The organism is Yersinia antarctica (genome assembly GCF_056636475.1).
In genome coordinates, this window is sequence record NZ_JBSJQF010000001.1 from 1,676,214 (window position 1) to 1,689,581 (window position 13,368).

Consider the following 13,368-nt stretch of genomic DNA (forward strand, 5'->3'; position numbering starts at 1 on the left):
GAAAATGGCAGACGAATACAGGGTCAGCAAAATCGCTGTGCTGGCCACTTATCGTCACTTTGACTACGTACTGTTCCCGTTTTTTTCTGTCGTGCCGCTCACAAAAAAACCTTCACCAAACAGTCGACTTAACATATTTATGTAATTGACATCACAAAGGAAATTGAGGTTTTTCCTAAACTACTCTCTGCGCTATAACTCTCATTGAAACGATAATGTTACCAATATATAACAATCTAACAATATAAAAATGAGAGTTCAGTGTCTGTGATTTCTCGGTTCTGAGCTTATATGGCATGGACGTTTAACAATGTGGCAGACGCATCATTATGGTTGAAACAACTTCATTAGACACTACTGTGGTAGAAGGTCAGGGAACATCAGCACGTCTGACAGATAAAGCAGATACCCGGCAACGGATACGAGCCATTGTTGGGGCCTCTTCTGGGAATTTGGTTGAATGGTTTGATTTCTATATTTACTCTTTTTGCGCGCTCTATTTTGCCCCGCTTTTTTTCCCCAGTGATAATCCAACCACCCAATTAGTGCAGACTGCCGGTGTTTTTGCTGCTGGTTTTTTGATGCGGCCGATTGGCGGCTGGTTATTTGGTTATATTGCTGACAAACATGGCCGCAAGTTATCCATGTTGATTTCGGTCTATATGATGTGTGCCGGCTCGTTGATGATTGCCTGCCTGCCAACCTATGCGTCAATTGGTAGCCTGGCACCGGTCTTACTGTTAGTCGCCCGTTTATTCCAGGGGTTATCTGTTGGGGGCGAATATGGTACCAGTGCCACCTATATGAGTGAAGTCGCAGTGAAAGGGCACAAAGGGTTTTATGCTTCGTTCCAATATGTCACATTAATTGGCGGCCAATTGCTGGCATTATTGGTGCTGGTTCTATTACAGCAAACACTTTCATCAGAGGTATTGCACAGTTGGGGCTGGCGTATTCCTTTTGTTCTGGGCGCACTGTTGGCAGTGGTTGCTCTTTACTTACGCCGTTCACTGAATGAAACCTCGGATGAGAAGAACCGTAATAAGAAAGATGCGGGTAGTTTGAAAGGGCTATGGAAGAACCGTCGCGCATTTATTATGGTACTAGGCTTCACCGCGGGTGGCTCTCTTTCTTTTTATACCTACACCACTTATATGCAAAAGTATTTAGTCAATACCGCCGGGATGGATGTGAAAACCGCCAGCCTGGTCATGACGGCGGCATTATTTATTTTTATGTTGGTACAACCTTTATTTGGTGCATTATCCGATCGCATTAGCCGGCGTACATTTATGCTAACGTTTGGCCTATTATCAATGCTATTAACGGTACCTATTCTGCACGCCCTAAAAGGGGTAACCAGTCCATATATTGCGTTTATGCTGATTATTACCGCCCTGATTATTCTCAGTTTTTATACTTCTATTGGTGGGTTACTAAAAGCAGAGATGTTCCCGCCAGAAGTCAGAGCCTTAGGTGTTGGCCTGTCTTATGTAGTTGCAAATGCCATGTTTGGTGGTAGTGCTGAATATGTGGCGCTGTCTCTTAAGTCTTTTGATATGGAAAACAGCTTCTTTTGGTACGTTTCGGCAATGTGCTTCGTTACCTTCCTGGTTTCATTGCGCCTGCACCGCAAAGGGCAAGAGGTTGAGTTATAGTGCGAAACCTACATTAATTGCTTTTACCTCCATATGATGAGTTAACTCTTTATTAAATAGAGTTAACTCATCACCATCCAATAATTGGCTAGCAGGGGTCTTCCCGATGAGATAGGCCGATAATGCTTTATATTCATGCGAGGTTAATTCCTCCAGTTTTCTAATATTTACGTCTCTAATATTAACGCTATCTATGTTTACGATGGGTATTATATCACGCATGTTACGCTCCTGTTTTTAAGTTAATTTTCCATCTCTCATGGTTATTATTCTATTACCATATTTGGCGGCTTCATCTGAGTGTGTAACCATTATTATGGTTGTTCCGGTCTGATTTATTCTGCTTAATTGTTCAAGTACATTTCGGGTGTTTTTACTGTCCAAATTACCGGTTGGCTCATCAGCTAACAATAATGCTGGATTGGATACCATGGCACGGGCAATGGCGACTCGTTGTTGCTGACCACCTGATAATTGCATTGGTTTATGATCTCTACGATTCTCGATAGCAAAAAGGTTTAAAATCCGATTAACGCGTTCAATACGTTCTTTTTTTGCAACATGGCGATACTTCAGTGGTAACTCAATATTATCGAATATTGATAAATGTGGAATAAGATTAAATGATTGAACAATATAGCCTATCAACTCACGCCTTAATATAATTCGTTGTGAGTAACTTAGGGATACGACATCCTTTCCTGTTAAGGTAAGTGAGCCACTATCAAGTGAGTCAAACATGCCTATAATGTTGAGCAGAGTCGATTTCCCCGATCCTGATGGACCCATAATTGATACGAATTCACCTTGTTCCACAGCGAGGTTCAGGTGATGAAATACCCGGGTTTTAATCGTTTTTGTTATGAAACACTTTTCTGCATTTTGTATGTTTAGCATATTATTTAAACTCAATTATATTATATTGGTTACTGTTTGAATATGAAGGGATGATAATACGTTGACCTGAATTTAGTCCTGCTGTTATTTCTGTTTTTTCTGCGTTGCGGCGCTTAATTTCTACTTTAGTTTTAATCGCATGATCATGTTTTTGTTGGTAGATATAGAGGTAGTTACCCCCATGTTTATCTGAAGTAATACTTTCATTGGGTACTAATAATATCTTCTCTTTCTCATCTTGCAATGAGATTTCTATTTCAATAGATTGGCCTCTTTTTAGCGGGACTTTGTTTAATTGAGTCGGTGTCAGCTTTGCCTTAAACTTGCCATTATCAATAACTGTGGAGACCGATTCAATAAGCAGTACAATATCCTGGCCATTTATTTTTGCAATAACACGAGTTTGTGGTTTTATCTTATCCAAGTAATATTCACTCAAAAAAACATTGAAATAATATGAATTGAAATTATCTACGACTGCTATTTTTTCACCAGGCTTTATTTGCTGGCCTAACTCAATGTCCAAAACAGATAAAGAGCCGTCAATAGGTGCAGTTATTACTAATTGATCGATGCCCGTTTCAATCATTCCCATCATTCGTTCAAGTAATAAAATAGAGTCATTAATATTATTTAATTGCTTAGGAAGTGATTTTTGGTTTTTGTTATTATGTTCTAGTAATATCTCACTCTTAGTTTTCCAATTTTTCAGTATATCTTTTTGGTTTTCTAACTCTGATTTTGCAATCATCGATTTTGTATCGAGGACTTGATGCCTGACAAGGTTTTTGCTAACAACCTCGATCTGGTGTTGAGCTTCTTGTAGGCTGAGTTTGGTATCTCGATTATCTTGTTCCAATCGCATTTTCATATTACGCAGATTATTTATTTGTTCGGCGATATCTGCTATTCTGGAGGTTGTTTCTAACATGAAATCATAATTGGATAAACGAACGATAACATCACCTTTGTTAACCGCTTCAAAAGCTTTTTTGGCAATTTCAATGACTTTCCCCCCACGTTCACTTGATATAATCGTGCTTTCCTTCGGTACCGTAATGGCACGTGTAATTAATACGTCCTGAAATTCCTCAGGCTTAACCGTAATGAAAATAGTGTTTTCCCGCGCAACTAATAACGTATTTTGGCTTGTGAATAAAGAGTAAATGTAAAAAAACAGGCAATCAGTATAAGTGATACACCTATAATAATTAACGTTATGCGTAAGTTTGTATGTGCATTTTTTTCAATTTTTATATCCATATGTTTATTATTTCTTTTTGGTATTTATGTTGTCATTATTAAAGATCAGCGTAATAGTCATAATGACAACTATGCTAATTATGAAAATAAAAAGTGTAGCAGTGGCATTGACGTATGAAAGATTATCCACAGCATGGTATTGAACCAACCATCGATGCAATAAAAAGAAACCCATCGAGAATGCTATTATAGCAGCAAAAATAATGGGGGCGATATTTTGCTGTATAAAGAAAACGATATGGGTATAAATAGAACCACCAATAGACTCCATTATTCTTAATGTCTTACCGATTCGTTTGGTTTCGGATATACTGATGATTACTGTGCTTATTAATATTAATAAAATTGAAAGTATGGCAACAAAATTAGCTGTTTTTTGCATAAGTCTATTCGTATTGAAATATGCTTGATGTAAATGTTCCACTGTTTGTATTTGCGTGGGGTTAACCCGATATCGCTCAAGTGTTTTTTTAACTTCCCAAAGATCCTGTATATATTGCAATTTTAATGCGCCATATCGTTGGGACTTGTTTTCAATAAATATCAATAGTGGTGTGGTGTTTTTATTGACATCTGCAAGATAAAAATCATTTATTATTCTAAGGATTCTTATTTTATGTTCAGAGTCATTATCATTAATGTAAAATATGCTATTCAATGTTTCATCATAGGAATGTTGCCCCATTAAAGTCATAAAGGATTGAGTCGCTATCGCATGGACAATATTATTATCATCACTCGGCATTAGCACATTATCATACCCTGCTAATACCTTAACTCCCCAGGTATCAAGGAAGTATTTATTAGCATTAAGTGTATTTACTGTTACTAACTTATCTTTCTCTTGCTGATTAAGATGAAATATTGACGTGTTTGTCCTCGACATGTCAAAGGGTTGCCAGCTACTAAGTGCGATAGACTCTATATTTACAGTATTCTTCAATTCATTTTGTAAACTATTTATTGCTGCTTGATCAATTAACTCATCACTTAAAGTAAATGTCACTATATTGTCTTTTTCATAACCAAAATTATGATGCTGCATAAAGTCATTCTGTGTCAATATTCCTGCCCATAAGTAAACTATTATGCCTGCGATTGTTATTTGTATGCACAGTGCTCCTTGATGGACGTAGCGTGATATTGGCTGTTGATTATAAATATTATAATGGCCAGATTGATTGGGAAAAACGGTAACATATAGATATGTTATATGAGAAATGAGAATTGCTGTATAAATTGAAATCAATGTAAAAAAGAAGGAGGCTAGTAATGTTTTAGTTTCTTGAATGAGAATTAACTCTTTAACGCCTGTAGATAGCTGTATTAAAACAATCAGAAAGAGGATTGCTAACAGGAGTACAAAAAAGGTTTGAAGCAGTGCGATGGAAAGTGCTTCAGTCAATAGTTGATAACGAGAGGCTCCGAGCGATTTCTTTATCTGGAAACTGTTTTTTTTATTGGTATTTATTACATTGTTAACATTAAAAAAGTTCATGGTGGTTGTTAGAAATATAAAAATACCGGCTGCATATAAGCTGTATAAATAGGATTTTGCAATAACTGTGCTGATCTCATCAGGTAACCCATTATCGTAATGGATATCGGTAATATTACGTGCAGATAATTGAATGAACTCTTCGGGGCTAAATGGTGCTCCAGGGAGTTGGGGGGCGTAACGGGTAACGAGTGTACCCAATTGTTCAGAATCGGGTTTTTCTCCTGCGTCCATTGTAATAAAGGCATAAGCGTGCATATCGTACCAATCATGCCTTTTATCATGATAGCCATCTATGAGTTCGGGAGAAAATGCAATCACGGCGTTGGTTTTAAAACGGCTATCCTTATGCAAACTAACCATATCTTTAATGACGAATTGGCCTTTGTTCCCTAAGGTGATAACGTGCCCGACCGGATTATCCAGATGAAGATATTGACGATTAAATTCTGGCGTAATAATAATTTCATTCTGGGTCAGATGAGGGCGGTATTGAGAAATATTTGGTTCATATAGATTAGGTTGATCATTACTCAGTTTATAGGGATTAATGACATTGAAGAAATTCGGACTAACGGTATAAATCTCTACTTTGCTGTGAGTTTGGTCATTCACTTGTAAGTCTGTAAATAGACGTAGTGCATAGATAACCTCTTTAATGTTCTTTGCATTCTGCAATGCTGGAATCAATGGAAAAGGTACTTGTGCTGATTTTACATCGTCACCGTTTGGCAAGTTAAACTGAGTTTCTATGCGATATATTTTTGCGTGGTCATTGTGGTAATTTTCAATACTTCTATCCGTTAAATAAAGCAGTAATACTAAAAATGATGAGAGCATACCTAAAGCCGTTATTATTATCGCTAATATACTTGCCATCGGGCTAAGCTTTACATCATTAATGAATTCACTTGTAAACATACAAGAATATCTCAATTTATTTATCCCCATGATTTCAAAACGTAAATGTGTTGGATGCGTTTATTTCTGCCTTCCTTCCTACATATTGAAACCTATAAGGTGTATTGAATTGCTTTCATTGTTACTGCTATGTGGAGCAAGGTTAGGCCATTAATGATTTATGGCCTAACCAATAATTTCTGAATGGTTCATGTTTTTCTATTCTTCAGCAAAGCTTCTTGACCAGTTCCATGCTGTTATTTTGCTTCGCAGGGTATTGTTTTTTATTTTTTCTATTTCATTGTCATTTATATAAAATGCATTACTCTTAAATGATTCTTCTAATGATTGCAACTTACCTTTTAGTGCTATTAAGTGGCTGTATTTTATTTCTTTATCATCTGATTGCTTTGAAATATTCATATAACACTCCATTTAAATAATTATCTTTGAATGTAATTAAGTACCAAAAAGATTCTTACTGTTTATTTGTAATTCTATTTTTGGAATTTATCAATATTTTTATTTATAGATATGTTTGTATGGAATGTGATTAGCTATCATGTTTTTTAATTTTTCGATTGTTAATTAGCTATAACTGTAACGGGAATAACTATGCATTTCTACGTTAAAATAAAAAAGCCCCGTAGGGCTTAAAATAGTTATGATTGATAATCACGTTAATTACATCGATTACGGATGTAAGAATTCCGCATGGAAGCGTAAGTGATCTTCAATAAATGTGGCTATGGTGAAATAGCTATGGTCATAACCAGGCTGAATACGAAGTGTCAGTGGCCAATCGCGCTGCCGCGCCAATTCAGCTAATTTTGCCGGTTGTAACTGGTCAGCCAGAAACTGATCACTATCACCTTGATCTACCAGCATCGGCAGTTGGGTGTGCGCATGTGTAAGTAAGTGGCAACTATCATATTGCAACCACTGACTCTCATCGGTACCCAAATACGCAGTCAAGGCTTTGCGCCCCCAAGGCACCTGACACGGATTGACTATCGGCGCAAAGGCCGAAGCTGATTGGTATTGCTGCGGGTTACGCAGTGCTAGCATCAATGCCCCGTGCCCCCCCATTGAATGGCCACAGATAGACTGACGGTCACTCACTCTGAAATGTTGGGCGATCAAAGCCGGTAACTCTTGGCTGATATAATCATACATCTGAAAATGTTTAGACCAAGGGGCTTGTGTTGCGTTGAGGTAGAACCCCGCGCCTTGTCCTAAATCATAACCTTCGTCATTCGGCACATCATCGCCACGTGGGCTGGTATCCGGCATAACCAGTACCAGACCCAACTCAGCGGCCACCCGCTGAGCACCGGCTTTCAATGTAAAGTTTTCATCATTACAGGTCAGACCCGACAGCCAGTAAAGCACTGGTGGCGGGTTGTCATCCCGTAAGGGGGGCAGATAGATGCTGAAGGTCATATTGCAATTCAGGCTGCTGGCGGTGTGGCGATAGCGTTGCTGCCACCCGCCAAACATCCGGTGCTCTTCGAGAAGTTCAAGTGACGTATTCATGCGTTGCCTGCCTCCTTGGCTTATTTGTTTTGTGAAGAATGATTAAAATGGATCACGGTACGGATAGATTTACCTTCATGCATCAAATCGAAGGCTTCGTTGATTTGATCTAACCCCATGGTATGGGTAATAAAATCATTCAGAGCGAATTTACCGTCCAGATATTGCTGCACGATGCCCGGTAACTCGGAGCGTCCTTTAACGCCACCAAATGCTGAGCCACGCCATACGCGGCCTGTGACCAATTGGAATGGACGAGTCGAAATCTCTTCACCGGCACCAGCAACACCAATGATGACTGATTCGCCCCAGCCTTTATGGCAGCACTCAAGCGCTGAGCGCATAACATTGACGTTACCAATACATTCAAAGGAGAAATCTACGCCGCCATCGGTCAGCTCGACGATCACATCCTGAATAGGTTTATCATAATCTTTCGGGTTAATCAGGTCTGTTGCGCCCAGTTTGCGGGCCAGCTCGAATTTACTGGTATTGAGATCAATACCAATGATGCGGCTAGCGCCAGCCATTTTCGCCCCAATCACTGCCGATAAACCAATGCCACCCAAGCCGAAGATGGCGACAGTGTCGCCCGGTTTGACTTTTGCTGTGTTCATCACAGCCCCCATGCCGGTGGTGACGCCACAACCGAGCAGACAAACTTCTTCTAATGGCGCTTCTTTATTGATTTTTGCCAGTGATATTTCCGGTACCACTGTCAGTTCAGAGAAGGTTGAAGTCCCCATGTAATGGAAGATCGGTTGGCCATTTTTAGAGAAACGAGTGGTGCCATCAGGCATCAAACCCTTGCCCTGAGTGCTGCGGATCGCCTGACACAAATTGGTTTTACCGGAGCGGCAGAATTTACATTCACCGCATTCTGGAGTGTACAGCGGAATGACGTGATCACCCACTGCAACGCTGGTAACACCTTCGCCGATTGCTTCTACAATCCCACCACCTTCATGGCCGAGGATCACTGGGAATATCCCTTCGGGATCTTTGCCTGACAAGGTGTAGGCATCGGTGTGGCATACGCCACTGGCGACAATCCGTACCAGCACTTCGCCTTTCTGCGGTGGCATCAAATCAACTTCTTCAACCGATAGCGGCTGGTTTGGCCCCCATGCGACTGCGGCGCGAGTTTTAATCATCTGCATGGTGTTGCTCCTATAGCTTCTGTGTGGTGACTGTTATATAAATTAATTGTTTATGTGTCTAATATGTTGCATCTGGCTGTCTGGACGTAAGTCAACATGGTTTGTATAAATTATGGCCGATAAGCGGCAAGCCGTCAGATAAGTCACTGAATTTCAATCTGCTCGATAATCAGTTCTTTTAAGGTGCGGACATTGGGGCTAAAGGCATCTTTACGCCAGATAAGCCAAGTTGCGGTATCGGCAATATCAGCCGGTAAGGCATGAACTTGTACCCGTTCATGGCCCGGCAGTAGCGCCAATACGGAATGGGGTATCAATGCCAGCCCGGCACCACTGGCAACACAGGCCAGCATGGCATGGTAAGACTGGATTTCCATAATATGGCCCGGTAAGACACCGGCCTGACGGAACCAACTCTCCTGGCGCAAGCGGTAAGAGCAGCTGGGGCGAAAGGCAAACAGTGTCTCATCCACCGCATCGCGGGCTTGCATAATCGGAGGGTGGTCCAAACAAGAAATGATCACCAGTTGTTCGTCGAAAGAGCGACAACCGTGCAGTTCATCATGTTGAACTGGCCCATCAACGAGTGCTGCCGCCAGTGTTCCGGCCCGTACCTGTTCAATGATTTCACCCGATGTCCCGGTGATAAGCGATAAGGAGACCTGTGGGTAGCGCTGATGATAGGCCGCCAGCAAATTAGGCAGACGGGTGGCAGCAGTGCTTTCCATCGAGCCTAACGGGAAATTACCCGCCGGTTCGCCAGCATGCGTAATGCGCATTGCCTCTTCGCTTAGCGCCAGGATCCGGTTGGCATAGCAGAGGAAGTTATGTCCCATCGGGGAGAGCCGCAGGCGCTGTTTTTCACGGATAAACAGGTCGGCACCCAGCTCAACTTCAAGTTGGCGCAGGCGGGTCGTCAAATTTGACGGGACGCGGTGCATCTGCTCCGCTGCCCGGGCAACGGAACCGGTTTCTGCTACACAGCAAAACATGCGTAGCTGGGTCAGGTCCATAGGTGTTCTCTTTTTGTGATGAACTTAGTTAGTATTATTCATTTTTTGTGATTCTAATGCTCAGGCATGATATTGGCAACTTTCTTTTAACCGTCTGGCAGGAATTATCTGTCAGCAAACAATGGGCAGGGCAGATGGCATTAAGAATTGCATTAAGTGGTTTTCTCGCGTTAGTGGTGGCGATGGGAATTGGCCGTTTTGCTTTTACGCCGCAAGTACCGCTAATGATCGCAGAGCATCAGTTCACCCTAACCGGTGCCGGGCTGGTGGCAGCCTTTAATTATCTGGGATACCTGTTTGGCGCTTTTGATGCTATGCGTGCCAGCCGCCATGTGGAGCGCCGTTTATGGCTCGGATTGTGGGGAGCGGTAACGCTTACGCTGCTATCCGCAGTAGTTGATGGGCCGTGGTGGCATGGCGTGGTACGTTTTGCCATTGGCTGGGCCAGTGGTTGGTCGATGGTACTTATCGCCGCCTGGACCAATGAACGTCTGGCCCACTTTGGCCGTCCGGCACTCAGTGCCGCAGTATTTGCCGGACCAGGCGCGGGCATATTCATCAGCGGTATGTTGGCAGTGGTTATTCATAGCTATGGCTTATCGGCCGCAGAAGCCTGGCTGGTCTATGGTGTATTGGCGTTAGTTATTATTGCCATGATCAGTATTAATCTGCCGCGAAGTGGGGAACTACATCGCCCGCATATCGCTGCGATTCCACTGACCTTAACGCCAGCACTCAAGCGCCTGGTGTGGAGCTACAGTCTGGCGGGATTCGGTTATATTCTGCCCGCAACATTTTTATCGCAAATGGCAGCAGCGCGCTTCCCAGATAGCCTGTTTGCCCAGTTTGTCTGGCCGGTGTTTGGTGGCGCGGCGGTGATAGGGATCACTATCGGTATTTTGACCCGCCATTGCCTGAGTTCGCAAACCCGCTTGGCATTAACACTCTGGGTACAGGCATTGGGGGTATTGTGCGCGGAGCTAGTGCCGGGAGTTAGTGGGTTGGCATTAGGGGCATTACTGACCGGTGGCGGTTTCCTGAGTGTGGTGCAACTTTCATTGCAGCATGGCCGGGAGCTGGCACCGCAACACACCCGCTATATGGCTGGTTTACTGACCACCGGTTATGCTATCGGACAACTGGTTGGCCCAATATTATCCGCTATCTCAACAACCTTGACTCACCGGTTAGAGCCTGCGCTGTACGTGGCAGTGCTGGCACTGTTCATTGCTGGAGGGTTGGTTATCAAAACGCCACGTCGCGCTCAGGAAACAGTTACCGGTTGATTTACGCTACAGTGGATGCACCAAATGCAACTATTTCATCATGATGTAAATAACGATTCGATATGAATAACAATCACTGGATAATCATTTTGCTCTCAACTAAAGTGGGGAGCAAAATCCGAACGTGATCTACATCATGTTTATACTGTTCGGATGTGTACGCCTGCTGGAGAAAAGAATGTCATCGCTAAGTAAAGAAGCTGAGTTGGTTCATGAGGCATTGCTGGCCCGTGGTCTTGAAACCCCGCTGCGCAAACAAGAGTTAGATGCCCAAACGCGTAAAACCAAGATTCAAGCGCATATGACTGAAGTCATGCAATTGCTGAATCTTGATTTGTCTGACGATAGTCTGGCGGATACGCCAAGACGTATTGCCAAAATGTATGTTGATGAGATTTTCTCTGGACTGGATTACGAAAATTTCCCCAAAATCACCCTGATTCAGAATAAAATGAAGGTCGATGAAATGGTCACGGTACGAGATATCACCCTGACCAGTACCTGCGAACATCATTTTGTCACTATTGATGGTAAAGCCACTGTCGCTTATATTCCCAAAGACAGTGTGATTGGTTTATCTAAAATCAACCGTATCGTGCAGTTCTTTGCTCAGCGCCCGCAAGTGCAAGAGCGGCTGACACAGCAAATCCTGTTGGCACTACAGACACTGTTAGGCACTAATAATGTCGCAGTTTCTATCGATGCGGTGCATTATTGCGTTAAAGCGCGCGGTATTCGTGATGCTACCAGTGCGACCACCACGACATCATTAGGCGGGTTATTCAAATCTAGCCAGAATACGCGCCAGGAATTCCTGCGTGCTGTTCGTCATAATAGCTAACGTCACAACGGCTAATTAGCCTTTTCCAGAGAGGGTACCAGTGGGTGCCCGTACACAGGATGTCAGGTATGCGTCAACGCATCGCAACGTTAGACAGTGCGCGAGGGCTGGCCATCCTTGGCATTCTGCTGCTTAATATCAGCGCCTTCGGTCTGTCAAAGGCTGCTTATCTTAATCCGGCCTATCTGGGCCTTCCTTCGCTATCCGATGCCTGGACTTGGGCCATTCTCGATATTGTGGCACAGGCCAAGTTCTTATCTATTTTCGCCATTCTGTTTGGTGCGGGCCTTGAGCTATTACTTAAACGCGGCAAGAGCTGGATTCGGGCGCGACTTTCCTTATTGCTATTACTGGGATTAATTCACGGTATCTTTTTCTGGGATGGAGACATTCTATTTGCTTATGGTTTGATCGGTCTGGTGTGTTGGCGAATGATTCGTGATGCCAAAGATGCCGCCAGTTTGTTGCGTACCGGTGCGGTGCTTTATTTAGTGGGTGTCGCGGTATTGCTGTTACTGGGGTTTATCACTAATGGCGAACCGGGGCGATTTTGGCAGCCGGGGCCTGCGGATCTGCAATATGAGCAATTTTGGAAGTTGCAGGGGGGCATGGAAGCCTGGAAGAATCGGTTAGATCTGTTGTCATCCAATTTGATTGCTATCGGCGCCCAATATGGCTGGGAGCTGGCTGGCTCGATGTTATTTGGTGCTGGGTTAATGCGTTCTGGCTGGCTACGCGGTGATTTTAGCTTGCGCCACTACCGTTTGCTTGCGGCATGTTTGATACCGCTTTCATTAGTTATCCAAATACCTGGGGTGGCACTGCAATGGGCAGTGGGCTGGGATTACCGTTGGAGCGGTTTTTTGTTGCAAGTTCCCCGTGAGTTAGGGGCTCCATTACAGGCTGTGGGCTATCTGGCTCTGCTGTATGGCTTCGGTCCCACAATATCCGGTTGGCGTGTCAATCATTGGTTGGCACAGGTAGGGCGCATGGCTCTGAGTAATTATTTACTGCAAACATTGATATGTACGTTGATTTTCTATCACTTCGGCTTATATCAACAGCTTGACCGCCTACAACTCCTCGCGATTGTTCCACTGGTCTGGCTGTGTAATATCCTATTCTCCCTGCTATGGCTGCATTACTTTGCCCAAGGGCCACTCGAGTGGTTATGGCGAAAATTGACCGCCTATGCTTGCGGTCAATCGTTACAACCACGCAACACTAAGCCCTGAATGAGTCTGTAAAGTAAAAATGATCGAGCGGGTTGCAAATTTGTATGTAAACGTTTTCTTTCTTGTGACGCATTTCACGTG

Annotated in this window: 11 protein-coding genes and 1 pseudogene; 4 read left to right on the top strand and 8 right to left on the bottom strand. The window is 43.1% G+C overall.

All coding sequences use genetic code 11. The features are described 5' to 3' along the window. Positions 1-329: 329 nt before the first annotated feature. A complete protein-coding gene (locus ACWJJO_RS07775) occupies positions 330-1,658 on the top strand; it encodes an MFS family transporter (RefSeq protein WP_481090880.1) in 1,329 nt (442 codons plus the stop codon). On the opposite strand, the gene ACWJJO_RS07780 is transcribed toward ACWJJO_RS07775, so the two are convergent. From ACWJJO_RS07780 to ptrR, 8 genes and pseudogenes are all read right to left on the bottom strand, one after another. Beyond that, positions 1,653-1,880 carry a hypothetical protein gene (locus ACWJJO_RS07780; protein ID WP_481090881.1) on the bottom strand — a complete coding sequence of 76 codons (228 nt, stop codon included), beginning with the start codon at positions 1,878-1,880 and terminating at the stop codon, positions 1,653-1,655. The genes ACWJJO_RS07775 and ACWJJO_RS07780 overlap by 6 nt on opposite strands. A 15-nt stretch (positions 1,881-1,895) precedes the next feature. Continuing rightward, a complete protein-coding gene (gene darD, locus ACWJJO_RS07785) occupies positions 1,896-2,555 on the bottom strand; it encodes a darobactin export ABC transporter ATP-binding protein (RefSeq protein ID WP_481090882.1) in 660 nt (219 codons plus the stop codon). A 1-nt stretch (position 2,556) separates the two neighbouring features. Beyond that, positions 2,557-3,818: pseudogene (darC, locus tag ACWJJO_RS07790) on the bottom strand (darobactin export ABC transporter periplasmic adaptor subunit). Between the two features lie 7 nt (positions 3,819-3,825). After that, positions 3,826-6,237, bottom strand: a complete 2,412-nt coding sequence (gene darB / locus ACWJJO_RS07795) for a darobactin export ABC transporter permease subunit (RefSeq protein ID WP_481090883.1) — start codon at positions 6,235-6,237, stop codon at positions 3,826-3,828. 198 nt (positions 6,238-6,435) lie between these two features. Beyond that, positions 6,436-6,639 (bottom strand): darobactin family peptide antibiotic, encoded by a 204-nt coding sequence (gene darA / locus ACWJJO_RS07800; RefSeq protein ID WP_083159407.1) that lies wholly within the window; start codon positions 6,637-6,639, stop codon positions 6,436-6,438. Positions 6,640-6,909: 270 nt separating this feature from the next. Next, positions 6,910-7,752 (bottom strand): S-formylglutathione hydrolase, encoded by an 843-nt coding sequence (gene fghA / locus ACWJJO_RS07805; RefSeq protein WP_481090884.1) that lies wholly within the window; start codon positions 7,750-7,752, stop codon positions 6,910-6,912. A gap of 20 nt (positions 7,753-7,772) precedes the next feature. Beyond that, positions 7,773-8,912: an S-(hydroxymethyl)glutathione dehydrogenase/class III alcohol dehydrogenase gene (locus ACWJJO_RS07810; RefSeq protein ID WP_050311956.1), complete on the bottom strand. Its 1,140-nt coding sequence runs from the start codon at positions 8,910-8,912 to the stop codon at positions 7,773-7,775. Positions 8,913-9,055: 143 nt separating this feature from the next. After that, the gene (gene ptrR / locus ACWJJO_RS07815; protein ID WP_481090885.1) at positions 9,056-9,925 is read right to left on the bottom strand and encodes a putrescine utilization regulator PtrR; all 870 of its coding nucleotides are present in this window, start codon (positions 9,923-9,925) and stop codon (positions 9,056-9,058) included. Positions 9,926-10,059: 134 nt separating this feature from the next. On the opposite strand from ptrR, the gene ACWJJO_RS07820 reads away from it, so the two are divergent. The 3 genes from ACWJJO_RS07820 (at position 10,060) to yeiB (ending at position 13,287) form a co-directional block, all read left to right on the top strand. Further along, positions 10,060-11,211: a YbfB/YjiJ family MFS transporter gene (locus ACWJJO_RS07820; protein ID WP_481090886.1), complete on the top strand. Its 1,152-nt coding sequence runs from the start codon at positions 10,060-10,062 to the stop codon at positions 11,209-11,211. A 178-nt stretch (positions 11,212-11,389) separates the two neighbouring features. After that, positions 11,390-12,052, top strand: coding sequence for a GTP cyclohydrolase I FolE (gene folE, locus ACWJJO_RS07825; protein ID WP_042569448.1), 663 nt, complete (start codon positions 11,390-11,392; stop codon positions 12,050-12,052). A 68-nt stretch (positions 12,053-12,120) separates the two neighbouring features. After that, complete coding sequence (gene yeiB, locus ACWJJO_RS07830) at positions 12,121-13,287, top strand: DUF418 domain-containing protein YeiB (protein ID WP_083159389.1); 1,167 nt, start codon at positions 12,121-12,123, stop codon at positions 13,285-13,287. Positions 13,288-13,368: the final 81 nt, after the last annotated feature.

What these genes read in the sequence shown, in the direction of transcription:
- ACWJJO_RS07780 (WP_481090881.1), bottom strand. Translation starts at nt 1,880, where the DNA reads ATGCGTGATATAATACCCATCGTAAACATAGATAGCGTTAATATTAGA.
- darB (WP_481090883.1), bottom strand. Translation starts at nt 6,237, where the DNA reads ATGTTTACAAGTGAATTCATTAATGATGTAAAGCTTAGCCCGATGGCA.
- folE (WP_042569448.1), top strand. Translation starts at nt 11,390, where the DNA reads ATGTCATCGCTAAGTAAAGAAGCTGAGTTGGTTCATGAGGCATTGCTG.
- ACWJJO_RS07820 (WP_481090886.1), top strand. Translation starts at nt 10,060, where the DNA reads ATGGCATTAAGAATTGCATTAAGTGGTTTTCTCGCGTTAGTGGTGGCG.
- ptrR (WP_481090885.1), bottom strand. Translation starts at nt 9,925, where the DNA reads ATGGACCTGACCCAGCTACGCATGTTTTGCTGTGTAGCAGAAACCGGT.
- ACWJJO_RS07810 (WP_050311956.1), bottom strand. Translation starts at nt 8,912, where the DNA reads ATGCAGATGATTAAAACTCGCGCCGCAGTCGCATGGGGGCCAAACCAG.
- yeiB (WP_083159389.1), top strand. Translation starts at nt 12,121, where the DNA reads ATGCGTCAACGCATCGCAACGTTAGACAGTGCGCGAGGGCTGGCCATC.
- darA (WP_083159407.1), bottom strand. Translation starts at nt 6,639, where the DNA reads ATGAATATTTCAAAGCAATCAGATGATAAAGAAATAAAATACAGCCAC.
- ACWJJO_RS07775 (WP_481090880.1), top strand. Translation starts at nt 330, where the DNA reads ATGGTTGAAACAACTTCATTAGACACTACTGTGGTAGAAGGTCAGGGA.
- fghA (WP_481090884.1), bottom strand. Translation starts at nt 7,752, where the DNA reads ATGAATACGTCACTTGAACTTCTCGAAGAGCACCGGATGTTTGGCGGG.
- darD (WP_481090882.1), bottom strand. Translation starts at nt 2,555, where the DNA reads ATGCTAAACATACAAAATGCAGAAAAGTGTTTCATAACAAAAACGATT.